Source organism: Kribbella sp. NBC_00359, assembly GCF_036097425.1.
Lineage (GTDB): Bacteria > Actinomycetota > Actinomycetes > Propionibacteriales > Kribbellaceae > Kribbella.
Genome location: NZ_CP107975.1, coordinates 2,657,457 through 2,671,127, shown reverse-complemented (window position 1 = coordinate 2,671,127; position 13,671 = coordinate 2,657,457). Strand labels below are relative to the sequence as shown.

Below are 13,671 nucleotides of genomic sequence, written 5' to 3'. Positions count from 1 at the left end.
AGAACCCCGTGGGCCACTCCGGCCCACGGGGTTTCTGTCGGTCCGGGTCGCTACGGTGAGGCCCATGAAGTACGTCGTGATGATCTTCCGGAGCATCGATCGCACCTGGACCGACGAGGACCAGCAGGCGCTCGGCCGGCTGATGCGGCTCGAGAGCGAGCTCGCGGCCAGCGGCGAGCTGGTCAGTTCCGAGGGCCTGCTGCCGCCCGAGGAGGGCCGGATCGTGCAGATCCGCGACGGCGCGCAAGTCGTCACCGACGGGCCGTTCGGCGAGGCGAAGGAGCAGCTCGCGGGCTTCTACCTGGTCGACGTCACCGACGACGCGCACGCCCAGGCGATCGCGGCCCGGGTCTCGGCCGCGGTCGGCGATCGGGTCGAGCTCCGCGGCACCCTGGTCTCAGCCTGAGTGCCACGGGAAGTCGGGCGAGCGCTTCCGGGTGAACGCCTCGATTCCCTCTGCGAGCTCACCGGAGGCGATCGTCTCCTGGTACCGCGATCGGGCCGCGGCGTCCGCGTCCGCTCCGGCCAGCAGCGCGTTGACCGTCTCCTTGGCCGAGCGGATCGTCAGCTGCGAGCGCGACACCATCGTCTCCGCGAATGCCTCGGCCTCCGCCGCCGGGTCGTCGACGACACGATCCACGAGGCCTTTCAGCTCGGCCTGTTCCGCGGTCAGCAGGTCACCGCTGAAGAGCAGGTACTTCGTCGTCGCGGGACCGACCAGGTCCAGCAGCACCTTGATCGCGGCCGGCGGATAGACCACCCCGATCCGGGCCGGTGTCACCCCGACCGTCGCGTCCCGCGCGGCGAACCGGAAGTCGCAGTTCACCGCGATCTCGAGTCCGCCGCCGATGCAGTGCCCCCGCACCACCGCGATCGTCGGCTTCGGGAACCCCCGTAGCGCGGTCTGCGCGCGCAGGTTGAAGGCGCGCAACTCCGCCATCGGGTCGGCCGGATCGTCGCCGGAGATCAGGTCGCCGATGTCCGCACCGGCCGAGAAGGTCGGCCCTTCGCCGGTGACGAGCAGCACCTTCACCTGGTCGTCGGCGGCCAACTCCGCGAGCAGGCCGGGCAGCGCCTCCCACATCGCGCGAGTCAACGCGTTCCGCTTCGCGACCCGATCGATCACCAGCCGCGCCACGACTCCACGCTCGACCCGCAACCCCAGCTCATCCACGCCCGCAGTCAACCAGGCAACCACCCCTCCGCGCCGCCACCTGGATCACACAACCCCACTTTGTGCACCACATCCGTACGACGCGGCCCCCGCCGTACGGACGTGATGCACAAAGTCGGCGTGAGGCGGTCGGCTGGGGTGGAGCGGGTCACGCGGTGGCGCGCTTGGTGCGGGACTTGGCGCGGGCCATCCGGAAGAGGTACGCCGGCGTCGGCGGGACCCAGCCGAGTTGCTTGGCCTGGCCGAGGTCGTCGCGGTTGGCCCAGTGGTCGACCACCTTGCCGTCCTGGATCCGGAACCAGTGCGACTGCGTGACCGCGAAGGTCTTGCCGGTCGGCGGGAAGACCGTGTCCACCGCGCCGTCCGGGGTGTAGACCGCGAACGGCGCCACATGCCGGCCGCTCATCGTCGAGTTCACCGCCACCAAGTTGCCATCGGCAACCACATGGTGGATCTCGTACGCCAGCCCCTCGAACGCGGTCCGCAGCCAGCGCGCGGTCGCGTAGAAGCCGGCCGGACCTCCCACCCGGCACTCCGGCGGCTCGATCCGCCCCTCCCGGTTGACCGCCTCCGGATGGACCAGCGCGTCGAAGTCGGCCGGCTCGCCGTCGGCCATCGCCAGGATGCTGCGGGCCGCGATCGTGCCCACGTCTGTCGCGGTACTCATGGTTCTTCCCCCTACAATTCGATACAGTCTGCCTGTAACCAAAAGAATGGGAGCGGGCATGCCGGAAGTCAAGAGGCCGTACGACGCCACCGGCCGGCGCGAGCGGGCCCGGCAGCGGCGGCGGGACGTCGTGGTCGCGGCGCAGGCACTGTTCGAGGCCGACGGCTTCCAGGCGACCACGATCAGTGCCGTGGCGCAGCGGGCCGGCGTCTCGGCCGAGAGCGTCTACAAGGGCTTCGGCCGCAAGGCCGCGCTGGCCAAGGCCGTCTTCGACTTCGTCATCGCCGGCGACGACGAGCCGGTCCCCGTCGCCGAGCGCCCCGAACTGCGGGCTGTCCAGACGGAGCCCGACGTACGGCGGAAGATCCGGCTGTACGCCGACGGCCTCACCCAACGGCAGCAGCGGTCGGCGCGCGTACAGATCCTGATCCGGGACGGCCGGCACAGCGACGAGACGCTGCGCGAGACCTGGCAGACCCTGCTGGACGAGCGGCTGACCGGGATGACGATGTTCGGCCGGCACCTGCTCGAGACCGGCGGCCTGCGCCCCGGGATCACGCTCGACGAGGTCGCCGACGTGCTGTGGACCTACATCTCGGTCGAGTTCTACGAGCTCCTCGTCCTGCTCCGCGGCTGGCCCCCGGAGCGGTACGCCGACCTGGTCGCGAACGCGATCACGGACGCCCTGTGTCGACCAAGCGTTTGATCTCGGGCTGATCACATCCGGACAGCGGCCGGATCACGGCTCGGCCGAGGCTGGCGGACGTTCGTAATGCGTTAAGACTGGGGGCCGATTCGAACCCGGGTGGCGATGTGTGCTTGACTCCTCCGGTCGATAACGTTTTGGTCTCGGCAGATTGGGTTTCCAGAAGTGACTGCAGGACGGCATAGACAGGCGCGGCACCGTCAACCTCGCCCGCAGGTGATCCGCCCAGGTATTGCAAAGGTGGCGATCCCCGGCGCGGCAGTGGCCCTGGTAGCCACCGGTTCGGCGGCCGCGCTCCCCGACCACCACGTCACCTTCGACCCGTCGATCGCCAGCTCGTCCCTGCAGCTGTCGCGCGGCAACCAGGTCAGCCGGGACGCGCTGCGACCCCCGTTGAACGTCACCCCGTCGACGGCGGCTCCCAAGCCGAAGACGACTCCGGCGCCCAAGCATCTGAAGAAGCAGGCGCCGATCCCGAAGCCCACCGCGACGCCGACCCGCACCGCGACGCCGCCGAAGGCAACGGGCACGAAGTACACCACCACCGACGTGAACCTGTGGTCCCTCCCGCTGACCGGCGTGCTGCTGGACGTGTTGCCGAAGGGCACCAAGGTCTCCGTCACCGGCAAGGTCGACGGCATCTGGGCCGAGGTCGTCAGCGACAACAAGTCCCGCTGGGTGAAGGCGGTGTACCTGTCCGCCACGAAGCCGGTCGCAACCACCGCTGCCTCCGCCGGCGGCGCGATCTCCCAGGCCGCCTGCAAGGCCGGTTCCTCGGTGGAGAGCGGCCTGACCCAGGACGCGATCCGCGTCCACCGCGCGATCTGCGCCAAGTTCCCGGACATCACGTCGTACGGCGGTCTGCGCTCGGGTGACAGTGGTTCGGAGCACTCGAGCGGGCACGCGCTGGACATCATGGTCAGCGGCTCGGAGGGCCAGGAGGTCGCCGACTGGCTGCACGCGAACTACAAGAAGCTGGGTGTCAGCCAGCTGATCTGGCAGCAGCACATCTGGACGGTCCAGCGCAGCAGCGAAGGCTGGCGCGCGATGGAGGACCGCGGTAGCACCACCGCGAACCACTACGACCACGTCCACGTGACCGTCTACGGCAACTCGGGCACGGTCTGAGCACACCCCGCTAGACGCCCTGAGCGATCCGGTCCCCTGCCCTCCTGGGGACCGGGTCGCTTTTTCAGGGCCGGATGTTCGCGTTCAGGTGGAAGAAGTTCGTCGGGTCGTAGGCCCGCTTGACCTCGCGCAGCCGCCGCAGATCCTCCGGCGCGTACGCCGTGTCCGCCCGGCTGGGATCACCGAGGAAGTTCACGAACGTGCGACCCGAGTCCGGTAGCAGACCGTGCATCTCCCGGTCCACGATCAGCGAGTACGACGCTTCGCGGTGACCGACCGGTCCCGCACCGGGACCCGGGTGCGCCATCGCGCCACCCCAGTGCCTGATCTCGACGGTCGGCGCGTCCTCGTCGTCGAAGCCGGTAACCACGTCGATCACGTCGTCGGTCAGGGTGTCGAGGAAGTCGAGGTGCCGGGCAGGTGTGCCGCCCATCGCGGCTTCGCCGTACTCGATCGTGGTCAGCTCGCCGGCCAGCCTGGGACCGCCGGCGAACAGTGGCTTCAGGAGGTGCTCGGCCAGTTCGGCGGCACCGGCGTACATGACCTTGATCGCGACGGCGCGCTGTTCGGTGCCGGGGACCCGGGTCAGGAGGATCGCGGTGCTGAGCTCGTTGGGGATCGTGGCGGTCCAGTCGCGGTAGCGGCGCAGGATCGCGGCCGCTCGGTCGATGCCGTAGTACACGATGCCGGCGTGGACCTGGCGGACCGGGTACAACCGGAACTCGAGCGAGGTCACGACGCCGAAGTTGCCGGTGCCGCCGCGGATCGCCCAGAACAGGTCGGCGTGGTGCTCGGCGCTCGCCGTGACGAGGCGCCCGTCCGCGGTGACGACCTCGGCGCGGATCACGCTGTCGGCCGCGAACCCGTACTTCCGCGCGAGCCAGCCGACTCCGCCGCCGAGCGTGTACCCGGTCACGCCGACGTCGCGGTGCGATCCCGAGAGCGGCGCCAGGCCGAACTGACCGGCTGCGTCCAGGACCGCACCCCAGCGCGCGCCTGGCGCGACCTTCGCGATCCGACGCTCCGGGTCGATCAGTACGGACGTCATCGGGGTCGTCTTCAGCAGGATCCCGCCGTCGGCCGGAACGCGAGTCCCGTGACCCGTGGCCTGCACCGCGATCGGTACGCCGTACTCCCGTGCCGTCCGCACCGCCGCCTGCACGTCGGTCCGGCTGTAGGCCTCGGCGACCACCAGCGGCCGCGAGTCCACCGTCGGGATCACGGACTTCCGCTGAACGTCGTACTCCGCCTCACCGGGCAGCCGGGCGGCACCGTTGAACCCAGCCCCCAGCAGCCCCGCCACGACATCACATGCACCCGGTGCAACCGCCTGCGTCGTCATCCGAACCCACTCCCTCACGTATCCGCTCCTGCCCATACGTCGAAGGAAAGAGGCCCCAATCGACACCCCCCCGGCAAACTTCTCCAGATGACCCACACTGTCGAGGTCACCGATGAGGTCCTCACGAAGCGCTACACCTCCTGGTCCCGCGACGAGCCGGGTCGCGAATTTGCCGCCCTCACCCTGCTCTCACAGCACGCACCGAGCTTGGCGCCGATCCCCCTGAACCGATCCCAACCCGATTCCCCGGGTCCGTGGGTCTCGATGTCGGTCCTGCCCGGCCAACCACTCTCCGGGGCGCTCACCCCCGCCCAGCTCGACGCCTTGGGCGACGCCCTCACCACCCTGTGGTCGGTCGATCCCCACGGCCTGGCCCCGATCGACGCACCAGCTCTGGTCGACCGCACGCGCACCGCGCTCGCGCCCCTCCGCACCGGCGCCGGCGTGATCGCCGGCGCCGCGACGGCGGCAGCGGTCTGGCTGGACAGCTTTGCCGGGTTCGACATGCGCGACCCGGTGGTCGGCCATGGCGATCCGAACCTGGCCAACTACCTCTGGGACGGCAGCCGGATCCGCATCGTCGACTTCGAGGACGCCGGAGTGGGCGACCGCACGGTCGAGCTCGCCAATCTTGTCGAGCATCTGTCAGGACGCGCGACCGACTGGGGTTCCGTCGTACGGCGCTTCGACGTCGATCCGGACCGTCTCCGCGAAGCCCGCTGCCTGTGGGCGGCGTTCTGGCTGACGTTGATCGGTCCGGGTGGACCGAGCGCCGACCGGAATCCACCCGGTACGGCGGAGGCGCAAGGGCGACGCGTGCTCGGGTTGCTCAGGCCGGGAGTGGGAGCTCCTTGAGCCGGTCGATGTCGGCGAGGATGTCCATCTCTGTGATCTTGCCGTCGACGACCGTGACGCCCATCACGCCCATCAGGCGGCCGTTGACGACGGTGATCGCGCCGGGCGTCCCGTTGACCACGGCGATCTCCGTGTACGGCGCCATCCGGGTGAAGAGCAGCGCCTGCTCGACCACCGCCAGGGCACCGCGGACCAGCTTCGACACCGCCGGACCGGAGAAGTCCTCGGTCGCATCCCCGGCGTCGGCGCGCAGTACGACGTCCGGATCGAGCAGCGCGAGCAACGCCTCGAAGTCACCGCTCCTCGACGCCGCCATGAACGCCTCCACGACCGCGCGCTGCCGCCCCGTGTCGCCGTCACTCACCGGCGCACCCTGCACCCGCCGCCGGGCGCGGCTGGCCAGCTGCCGCGTCGCGGCCGGCGACTTGTCCACGATCATCGCGATCTCGTCGAAGCTCACCCCGAACATGTCATGCAGGACGAACGCCAGCCGCTCCGCCGGCGACAGCGTCTCCAGTACGACGAGGAGCGCCAGACCGACCGCATCCGCCTGCAGCGCCTCGTCCTCCGGCCCGACCTCGCGACTGACGATCGGGTCCGGCACGAACGTGTCCAGCGAGTCCTCCCGCCGGGACTTGCGGCTCCGCAGCATGTCCAGGCAGACCCGCGAGACCACAGTGGTCAGCCACCCGGACAGATTGCCGACGTCACTCACGTCGGACCGGCTCAGCCGCAGCCACGCCTCCTGTACCGCGTCCTCGGCCTCGGCGACCGACCCGAGCATCCGGTAGGCGACCGCGCGCAACTGCCCGCGGTTCTGCTCGAACTGGCGCGCTAGCTGATCGTGCTCGTCCACGGGTGCCTTCTCCTGGTCGCAGTCCATCACTACCTAGACGGATCGGAGCACCATGATGTGACAGCGCCCCGGCATCGCCCATCATGGGGTCATGAGCGCGACCCGCGGTGACCTGGTGTTCGAGGACGACTTCGAAGCGTCCTCGCTCGACCAATCCGCCTGGTCGCCGTACTACCTGCCGCAGTGGAGTTCCCGTGCGGCGTCAGCTGCGACGTACCGGCTGAGGGACTCCTGCCTCACGCTCAGCATCCCGCCTGACCAGGGACTCTGGTGCTCCGGTGACCACAAACCGGATCTCCGGGTGTCCGGGATCCAGTCCGGCAACTACTCCGGTCCGGTCGGCAGCACGATCGGTCAGCAGCCGTACCGCGAGGGTCTCGTCGTCCGTGAGGAGCAGGAAGCGTTCTGGGGCTGGACTCCGAACGGCGGGTACGTCGAACTGCGCGCACGCGCCGACCTCAGTCCGCGATCGATGGTGTCGCTGTGGATGGTCGGGCTGGAGGACCAGCCGGAGCGGTGCGGCGAGATCTGTGTGATGGAGGTGTTCGGCGACACGGTGGTCCCGGGCTCGGCGGCCGTCGGGATGGGGCTGAAGACCATCCGCGACCCGTCCGTGCCGCAGGACTTCGAGGCGGTCCGCCTCCCGTTGGACCTGGCCGACTTCCACACGTACGCCGTCCAGTGGGCCTCGGGTGAGGCGACGTACTTCGTCGACGGCGCGCCGATCCGCAGTTGCTCGGGCGCCCCGTCGTACCCGGTGCAGTTGATGCTCGCCGTGTTCGACTTCCCCGAGCGGAGTGTCGGTGACGACGACCGGCTCGTCCCCACCTTCACCGTCGACTACATCCGCGGATGGAACGTTGCGGAGCAGTTGGTCGCGTGACTACAGTTCTGACCATGTTCCTGCGCGCGGGTATGTGGTGGGCCGTCGATTAGACGGCTGCTTCCGCGCGTAACCACCCGGCCGTCTCCTTCGAGGCGGCCGTTGTGATGTCTCCTCGTGGGCGGCCCAGCACCCTGAGGATTGCCGATGGCAACAACACTCCGGACCTGGTCCGGACTCATCTCCGCGCTCCTGGCCGGCTCCGACCTGACGGCGGCGGACACCGGCTGGGCGATGGACCAACTGGTGCTGGGCGACGCCTCACCGGCGCAGATCTCCGGCTTCCTGATCGCTCTGCGGGCCAAGGGCGAGACCGCCGACGAAATCGGCGGACTGGCCTCGGTACTACGTGCGCACGCGACGCCGGTGCGGATCGCCGGACCGTTCGTGGACATCGTCGGGACGGGCGGTGATCGGACCGGTGCGGTCAATGTCTCCACCATGGCCGCGGTGGTGGCAGCATCCACCGGCGTCACCGTGGTCAAACACGGCGGGCGGGCCGCATCGTCATCAGCGGGCGGCTCTGCCGACTTGGTGGAACACCTCGGCGTCCCACTCGACCTGTCGGCGTCTGATGCTGCGCGGGTGGCTGCCGAGGTCGGACTGACCTATCTGTTCGCACCACGCTTCAACCCGGCCTTGCACCAGGTCGCGGTGGTACGCCGCGAGCTGGCAGTCCCGACCGCGTTCAACGTCCTGGCACCATTGCTCAACCCTGCCGACCCAAAGCATCAGCTAATAGGAGTTGCCAATCCCCGAATGCTTCCTGTGATCGCCCATGCGCTCGCCCAGCAAGGTAAATCCGCCCTCGTGGCCCGAGGTGACGACGGCCTCGACAAGCTGACCACGACCGGGCTCTCGCGGGTGTGGGTGGTGTCCGGAGGCTCCGCTCGCCAAATCGTCTTCGACCCACGCGCACTCGGACTGCGGCCGTCTTCACTGGCCGAGCTGCGTGGTGGCGACGCTGCGTTCAACGCCCGCGTGCTACGCGGTCTGGTCGACGGTGAGCGCGGGCCGGTGCGGGACGTCGTACTGCTGAATGCTGCGGCTGCACTGGTCACCCTGGAGTTGGAAAGCGGCCTGCTGCTCGAACAGTTGGCGAACTGTCTGGAGCGGTGCCGGCAGGCTGTGGACAGTGGCCGGACCGCGGCGACACTGGAGCGCTGGGCCAGCCATTCGTTAACGTGCAGGTGATGCGAGAGCTCTTGGACGCCGCGCGCGCCGGTGACGAGCACGCCTTCGGACAGCTGGTTGAGCCGTGGCGTGGTGAGCTCCATGCGCACTGCTACCGGATGCTCGGATCCGATGCTGATGCGGAGGACGCCGTACAGGAGACGCTGGTCCGCGCGTGGAGCGGTCTGAGCGGATACGTGGACCGCGGCTCGATCCGGCCGTGGCTCTACAAGATCGCCACGAACCGCTGCCTCACCCTGATCGAACGCCGCGGCCGCCGCGAGCTGCCCGTCGACGTGGAGGGCTCAGCCGAAGTCCTGTGGCTGGAGCCGTACCCGATGAGTCGGCTGTCGTGGACTGCGTCGTTGAGCCCGGAAGCTCGGGTGCTGGCGTTGGAGTCCGTGGAGCTCGCGTTTGTGGCGTCGCTGCAACACCTGTCGGCGTTGCAGCGTGCGGTACTGCTTCTGCGTGAGGTGCTGGCCTTCACTGCTCGTGAGGTGGCAGAGATCCTGGAGACGTCGGTTGCCGCGGTCAATAGTGCACTGCAACGAGCCCGGGCAGTGGTGAGCTCAGTGCCGAGCCAGCAGGCCACGCTGGACGCGCTGGGGGAATCCGGTGAACGGGACCTGGTCCGGCGGTACATGGCCGCGTGGGAGGCGCGCGACGTCGACGCGATCGTCGCGATGCTGGCAGAGGACGCGAAGTACTCGATGCCGCCGCTGCCGGAGTGGTTCGCCGGCCGCGCTGCGATCCGGTCGTTCCTGCTCGATGGGCCGTTGCAGTCGGAGTGGCGCTTCCTGCCGGCCGGTGCAAACGGTCAGCTCGCCTTTGGCACCTACCTGTGGGACGGCTCGCGCTACGTCCCGGGCGGGCTCGACGTGATCGTGCTCCGCGGGACGGAGATCGCCGAGGTCATCTCGTACCTGGAGGCGGATTTCCCGTCGTTCGGACTGCCGTCGTCGCTACCGCGATGAGTTTGCGTCCGGCGCCGGGTTGTAGGGGTGACAGAGCCCTCGAATGGATGGACGAAAGATGACTGACGAGCAGGAGATCCGCACGCTGATCGAGAACTGGGTCACCGCGGTGCACACCGGTGACCTGGCCACGGTCCTGGCCGACCACGCGCCTGACATCGTGATGTTCGACGTACCCCCGCCGTACGACGGAGTGCGCGGCCTGGACGCCTACCGCGAGACGTGGCCGGGTTTCTTCGAGTGGCAACGCTCTGGCGCGACGTTCGCGTTGGAGTCGCTGGAGGTGACAGCCGGCTCGGACGTGGCCTTCGCTTTCGCCCTACTCCGCTGCGGCACCCCGGACGAGAATCCTTCGCTGCGCCTGCGCCTCACCATCGGTCTCCGCAAGACCGGCGACCGCTGGACCGTCACCCACGAACACCACTCGTTCCCCCACGACGACGTACCACTGGCCGTCGCCACTGCCGATATCCGCAGCATCCTGGACCGCTGGACCGCCGACACCGCCACCCGCGACCTCGACGCCCTGATGGACCCCATCGCCGAGGACGTCGTCTCGTACGAAGTCAACGGCAACTACACCGGCAAGCCAGCGGTCCGCGAAGTCTGCAAGTCCGGCCTGGAATCCACCACCGACCCCATCAGCTTCACCACCCCCGACGCCGTAGTGAAGGCCTCCGGCACGCTCGCCATCGCCTGGGGCATCGACCACGTCACCACCGCGGGCGTCGACACCGAGTCCCGTTCCACCCGAGTGTTCACCCACACCCCACAAGGCTGGCAACTGATCCACCAGCACCTGTCGTACCCGTCAACGAGCTAGCCGCAGGATGGTGTCGAGCACTTTGGCCGGGTCGCGGAGGCTCGGGAGGTGGTCGACGCCGGGCATCCAGCTGAACTCGGCGCCGGGGATCCGGGCGGCTGTCGCGCCGGCGATGGCGGCCAGGATGGGGCGGTCCTTGTCGCCCACCATGACCGCGGTCGGCACGTGGAGCTCGTGCAGGCGGTCGTAGACGGGCGGATCCTCCTTCAGATACTGCCGCTGCTCGAACCACGCCGGTACGGCGGACCGCAGCTGAGCGACCGCGGCGTCGTCATCGCCCGCGGCGGCCCACAGCCGTAAACCGAGCCGCACCATCCCGTCGACGTCCCGAGCCTCTCTCAGCGCGTCCGCCTCGGCGTCGAGCTCCGGCTCGTCGGGCCAGGGGAAACCGGGCACTCCCGGACACAGCAGCGCCAGCCCGACGACTCGTTCGGGCTGCTTGAGCGCCAGTCCGATCGCCGTACCTCCGCCCATCGAGCACCCGACCAGCAGCACGCGCTCCAGCCCGAGCTGATCCAATACGGCGACCAAGTCACCGAGCAGCGAGAACTCGGTCGTCGGCGGTGCGGACCGGCCGTAGCCGCGGACGTCGTACCGCACCACCCGGTGGCCGGCCAATCCGGGCATCACAAGGTCCCAGACCCGCGAGTCGCCGATCCCGGGGTGCAGCAACACCACAGGCACCCCGTCACCCGCCAGATGCTCTGCCCAGACCTCATCCCGACCGACCGGAATCCTCAGCTCCATCCGCCCAGCCTGCCAGGCCGAACCGCGCCACACAGTGCCAGACCCGCTTCAGCGCCTGCTCGTCGTACACACCAGCCGCATCACCGATCACCCGCGGCGTCAGCACCCCACCGACCGCGATCCGCTCACCCAGCTCGACGTACTGCGGACCGCGGTAGTCGGCGTGCTCCCGCAGTACATCGACCGTGAGCCGGAACCCGTCATGCCACTCCACCGGACAACCCAGCCTGGCCGCCGCAGACTCGACCGGCGTCCCGCGGTACGACGGATCCAGCACCACCGCCTCGACATCACGCTCCAGCCGGACCGGTCCGTGTACCTGCGCCTCGATGTAGTCGTCAAGTACGTCGCACTCCGCCGCGTCGGCCAACGCGATCAGCCCCATCCGCTCCGCCACCCCGAAGTGCTCAGGCTCAAAGCAGCTGTCGGGATGGCAGAACGTCGATCGGGCCAAGGCCTCTGCCGTCAACCGCACATGCGCCGACCCGAACCGCGGTGCCCCACCGACAGCCCTCCGCCGGAAGTTCAGCGCGCCGTACACCGGCCGCTCTTCGGCGCGAGCCTCGTCGTACGCCCCGCCGAACATCCGGCTCTCCCACCGCCACCGATCCCCACCGGGATGAGCGGTCAGGCCACCGTTGCTGATCCCGGTGACGAACTGCGACACGTACGCCCCGTCCTCCGCGAGCGCATCGAGCACCAGGCGCCCCCGAACCCACCTGTCAGGGTGAAAGTTCAGAGTCACGCGCAGGCCCGGGTCGACTGGTCCATCCGAAGACAGCGCGGCCACATGCTTCAGCGCCCGTTCCGTCAACCCCACGCGAGCTCCGAGCGGAGAATGCCGGTGCGCGTGTGCCAGTGCCGGCCAGAGCGTAGGTGAGTCACGAACGCGCGCTGCAAGCTCGTGTCCTGCGGTATCCGCGCCAGATCCTCGTCGTCCAACGCACTCTCCGGTGCCGCTAGTTGCAGACCGAGGCGCATCAGCTCCCGATCCCCCTCGCTCGGGTCCTCCGGCGGCACCAGCGGCAGCACGCTGAAGCGACGCTGGAAGCGCAGGACCCGCTGAACCCCAACCGCTCCGCAGCATCGTCGACATCCACACCCATGTCCTTTCGCCATAGTTCCCCTTCAGTGGGCGGTGATGAGGCGGGCGGCGAGTGCTCCGTAGATGGTTCCGGAGATCTTGTTGAGCATCTGCCGGAAGATACGGCTGCGGAGCAGAACCCCGCGGAGCCGGCCGGCCAGCAGTCCGATCTGCAGGTCGACCACGAGCCCGACCAACAGCATCGTTCCACCCAGGACGAACAATTGGCGCGTCACATTACCAACTGCCGGATCCACGAACTGGGGCAGAAAGACGACGTAGAACACAACAATCTTCGGATTGGCCAGGTTGTTGAGCGCCCCGCGGCCGAACAGGCTCCAGAACCGCCTTCCGTGTCCAGCGGGTTCGATGGCCACGGATTGCTGCTGCGCCCGGAATGCCTGAAGAGCAAGCCAGAGCAGATACAGCCCGCCGATCACCTTGATGACCGCCAGCGCTTCTGGCACTGCTTTGAGCAGAGCAGCAAGCCCGAGCGCCGTCAGAGTCGTGTGGACCAGCATCCCAGCTGCTGTTCCGCAGGCCACCGCCACGCCGGCGCGCGCCCCGCCGGCGACTCCGTTGGCCAGGAGGAAGAGCATTCCGGGACCGGGGATCACCTGCATGACCAGCACGCCAACGAGAAAGCTGCCGAACATCGCTGTATTCATCGCTCTGCTTCATTCCTGGCGACGCGATAACGCAGGTGGGTAGCGGCCCCCGCGACGGGCTTGTCCTCCGGGATCAGCTCGGCCCGTACCCCATCGAACAGCCGCGTGCCCTCCCCCATCAGCCGGGGGACGAGATGGATCCACACCTCGTCGAGCAGACCGGCCGTGATCAGCTGCCCGCCGACGTCCGCACCGAGCACCACAACGTCCTTGTCCCCCGCGGCAGCTTTGGCACGCCGGGCCGCGGCCTCCAGCCCATCGAAGGCGAACGTCCCTCCGTTGTCGCCGAGGAGGTCGCCCCTCGTCCGGTGGGTGACGACGAAGCTCGGTACGCCGGGCCACGGCGTACCGCCCCACGGAGCCAGACCGAGGTCGAAAGTACGCCGTCCAATGATGGTGGCGCCAACCATCGCGTCCAACTCCCGGCGGACGGCGCTGTCGACCTCGCCGTCCGGTCCCTTTCCGGAGAAAGCCCACTCGTGCAGCCGTTCGCCGCCGTCCCCCATCGGCTCCTCCGGCCGGACGTTCGGTCCGGCCGAGAATCCGTCCAGGGACATCGATACATCCATGACTACCTTGCTCATCTCGGGT

At 68.8% G+C, this 13,671-nt stretch carries 17 protein-coding genes; 8 read left to right on the top strand and 9 right to left on the bottom strand.

The annotated features are described in order from the left end of the window. Window positions 1–64 precede the first annotated feature (64 nt). The gene (locus OG876_RS13100) at window positions 65–406 is read left to right on the top strand and encodes a YciI family protein (RefSeq protein ID WP_328525103.1); all 342 of its coding nucleotides are present in this window, start codon (window positions 65–67) and stop codon (window positions 404–406) included. Here OG876_RS13100 and OG876_RS13095 read toward each other — a convergent pair. Both OG876_RS13095 and OG876_RS13090 read right to left on the bottom strand, forming a co-directional pair. Then, on the bottom strand, window positions 398–1,174 hold the full coding sequence (locus tag OG876_RS13095; RefSeq protein ID WP_328525102.1) for an enoyl-CoA hydratase/isomerase family protein: 777 nt from the start codon (window positions 1,172–1,174) through the stop codon (window positions 398–400). The genes OG876_RS13100 and OG876_RS13095 overlap by 9 nt on opposite strands. Window positions 1,175–1,322: 148 nt before the next feature. Beyond that, window positions 1,323–1,841, bottom strand: coding sequence for an ester cyclase (locus OG876_RS13090; protein ID WP_328525101.1), 519 nt, complete (start codon window positions 1,839–1,841; stop codon window positions 1,323–1,325). Window positions 1,842–1,899: 58 nt separating this feature from the next. On the opposite strand from OG876_RS13090, the gene OG876_RS13085 reads away from it, so the two are divergent. Both OG876_RS13085 and OG876_RS13080 read left to right on the top strand, forming a co-directional pair. After that, window positions 1,900–2,547 (top strand): TetR/AcrR family transcriptional regulator, encoded by a 648-nt coding sequence (locus tag OG876_RS13085; RefSeq protein ID WP_328525100.1) that lies wholly within the window; start codon window positions 1,900–1,902, stop codon window positions 2,545–2,547. Window positions 2,548–2,787: 240 nt separating this feature from the next. Further along, window positions 2,788–3,675, top strand: coding sequence for an SH3 domain-containing protein (locus OG876_RS13080; protein ID WP_328525099.1), 888 nt, complete (start codon window positions 2,788–2,790; stop codon window positions 3,673–3,675). A 64-nt stretch (window positions 3,676–3,739) separates the two neighbouring features. Here OG876_RS13080 and OG876_RS13075 read toward each other — a convergent pair whose 3' ends face one another. After that, the gene (locus OG876_RS13075) at window positions 3,740–5,017 is read right to left on the bottom strand and encodes an FAD-binding oxidoreductase (RefSeq protein WP_328525098.1); all 1,278 of its coding nucleotides are present in this window, start codon (window positions 5,015–5,017) and stop codon (window positions 3,740–3,742) included. 87 nt (window positions 5,018–5,104) lie between these two features. Between OG876_RS13075 and OG876_RS13070 the strand changes: the two genes are divergently transcribed. Continuing rightward, window positions 5,105–5,872, top strand: coding sequence for an aminoglycoside phosphotransferase family protein (locus tag OG876_RS13070; protein WP_328525097.1), 768 nt, complete (start codon window positions 5,105–5,107; stop codon window positions 5,870–5,872). On the opposite strand, the gene sigJ is transcribed toward OG876_RS13070, so the two are convergent. Further along, window positions 5,847–6,728: an RNA polymerase sigma factor SigJ gene (sigJ, locus tag OG876_RS13065; protein WP_328525096.1), complete on the bottom strand. Its 882-nt coding sequence runs from the start codon at window positions 6,726–6,728 to the stop codon at window positions 5,847–5,849. The two genes, OG876_RS13070 and sigJ, sit on opposite strands and share 26 nt — an antisense overlap. Before the next feature lie 91 nt (window positions 6,729–6,819). Between sigJ and OG876_RS13060 the strand changes: the two genes are divergently transcribed. The 4 genes from OG876_RS13060 (at window position 6,820) to OG876_RS13045 (ending at window position 10,581) form a co-directional block, all read left to right on the top strand. Continuing rightward, the gene (locus tag OG876_RS13060; RefSeq protein ID WP_328525095.1) at window positions 6,820–7,611 is read left to right on the top strand and encodes a glycoside hydrolase family 16 protein; all 792 of its coding nucleotides are present in this window, start codon (window positions 6,820–6,822) and stop codon (window positions 7,609–7,611) included. Between the two features lie 147 nt (window positions 7,612–7,758). Beyond that, window positions 7,759–8,805, top strand: coding sequence for an anthranilate phosphoribosyltransferase (gene trpD / locus OG876_RS13055; protein WP_328525094.1), 1,047 nt, complete (start codon window positions 7,759–7,761; stop codon window positions 8,803–8,805). After that, window positions 8,805–9,758 (top strand): sigma-70 family RNA polymerase sigma factor, encoded by a 954-nt coding sequence (locus OG876_RS13050; RefSeq protein WP_328525093.1) that lies wholly within the window; start codon window positions 8,805–8,807, stop codon window positions 9,756–9,758. Before trpD ends, OG876_RS13050 begins: the two co-directional genes overlap by 1 nt. A 58-nt stretch (window positions 9,759–9,816) precedes the next feature. Continuing rightward, window positions 9,817–10,581: a YybH family protein gene (locus OG876_RS13045; RefSeq protein ID WP_328525092.1), complete on the top strand. Its 765-nt coding sequence runs from the start codon at window positions 9,817–9,819 to the stop codon at window positions 10,579–10,581. On the opposite strand, the gene OG876_RS13040 is transcribed toward OG876_RS13045, so the two are convergent. From OG876_RS13040 to OG876_RS13020, 5 genes are all read right to left on the bottom strand, one after another. Further along, window positions 10,570–11,328, bottom strand: a complete 759-nt coding sequence (locus OG876_RS13040) for an alpha/beta fold hydrolase (RefSeq protein WP_328525091.1) — start codon at window positions 11,326–11,328, stop codon at window positions 10,570–10,572. The two genes, OG876_RS13045 and OG876_RS13040, sit on opposite strands and share 12 nt — an antisense overlap. After that, window positions 11,297–12,073, bottom strand: coding sequence for a DUF3626 domain-containing protein (locus OG876_RS13035; RefSeq protein ID WP_442914175.1), 777 nt, complete (start codon window positions 12,071–12,073; stop codon window positions 11,297–11,299). Before OG876_RS13035 ends, OG876_RS13040 begins: the two co-directional genes overlap by 32 nt. Window positions 12,074–12,138: 65 nt before the next feature. Beyond that, window positions 12,139–12,447, bottom strand: a complete 309-nt coding sequence (locus OG876_RS13030) for a hypothetical protein (RefSeq protein ID WP_442914125.1) — start codon at window positions 12,445–12,447, stop codon at window positions 12,139–12,141. 9 nt (window positions 12,448–12,456) lie between these two features. After that, a complete protein-coding gene (locus tag OG876_RS13025; RefSeq protein ID WP_328525088.1) occupies window positions 12,457–13,080 on the bottom strand; it encodes a LysE family translocator in 624 nt (207 codons plus the stop codon). After that, the gene (locus OG876_RS13020; RefSeq protein WP_328525087.1) at window positions 13,077–13,664 is read right to left on the bottom strand and encodes a dihydrofolate reductase family protein; all 588 of its coding nucleotides are present in this window, start codon (window positions 13,662–13,664) and stop codon (window positions 13,077–13,079) included. The genes OG876_RS13025 and OG876_RS13020 overlap by 4 nt, the downstream gene beginning before the upstream one ends. Window positions 13,665–13,671: the final 7 nt, after the last annotated feature.

Coding starts and splice junctions, on each gene's coding strand:
- OG876_RS13100 (WP_328525103.1), top strand. CDS start 65: ATGAAGTACGTCGTGATGATCTTCCGGAGCATCGATCGCACCTGGACC.
- OG876_RS13090 (WP_328525101.1), bottom strand. CDS start 1,841: ATGAGTACCGCGACAGACGTGGGCACGATCGCGGCCCGCAGCATCCTG.
- OG876_RS13085 (WP_328525100.1), top strand. CDS start 1,900: ATGCCGGAAGTCAAGAGGCCGTACGACGCCACCGGCCGGCGCGAGCGG.
- OG876_RS13075 (WP_328525098.1), bottom strand. CDS start 5,017: ATGACGACGCAGGCGGTTGCACCGGGTGCATGTGATGTCGTGGCGGGG.
- OG876_RS13070 (WP_328525097.1), top strand. CDS start 5,105: ATGACCCACACTGTCGAGGTCACCGATGAGGTCCTCACGAAGCGCTAC.
- OG876_RS13060 (WP_328525095.1), top strand. CDS start 6,820: ATGAGCGCGACCCGCGGTGACCTGGTGTTCGAGGACGACTTCGAAGCG.
- trpD (WP_328525094.1), top strand. CDS start 7,759: ATGGCAACAACACTCCGGACCTGGTCCGGACTCATCTCCGCGCTCCTG.
- OG876_RS13050 (WP_328525093.1), top strand. CDS start 8,805: ATGCGAGAGCTCTTGGACGCCGCGCGCGCCGGTGACGAGCACGCCTTC.
- OG876_RS13045 (WP_328525092.1), top strand. CDS start 9,817: ATGACTGACGAGCAGGAGATCCGCACGCTGATCGAGAACTGGGTCACC.
- OG876_RS13040 (WP_328525091.1), bottom strand. CDS start 11,328: ATGGAGCTGAGGATTCCGGTCGGTCGGGATGAGGTCTGGGCAGAGCAT.
- OG876_RS13030 (WP_442914125.1), bottom strand. CDS start 12,447: ATGGCGAAAGGACATGGGTGTGGATGTCGACGATGCTGCGGAGCGGTT.
- OG876_RS13025 (WP_328525088.1), bottom strand. CDS start 13,080: ATGAATACAGCGATGTTCGGCAGCTTTCTCGTTGGCGTGCTGGTCATG.
- OG876_RS13020 (WP_328525087.1), bottom strand. CDS start 13,664: ATGAGCAAGGTAGTCATGGATGTATCGATGTCCCTGGACGGATTCTCG.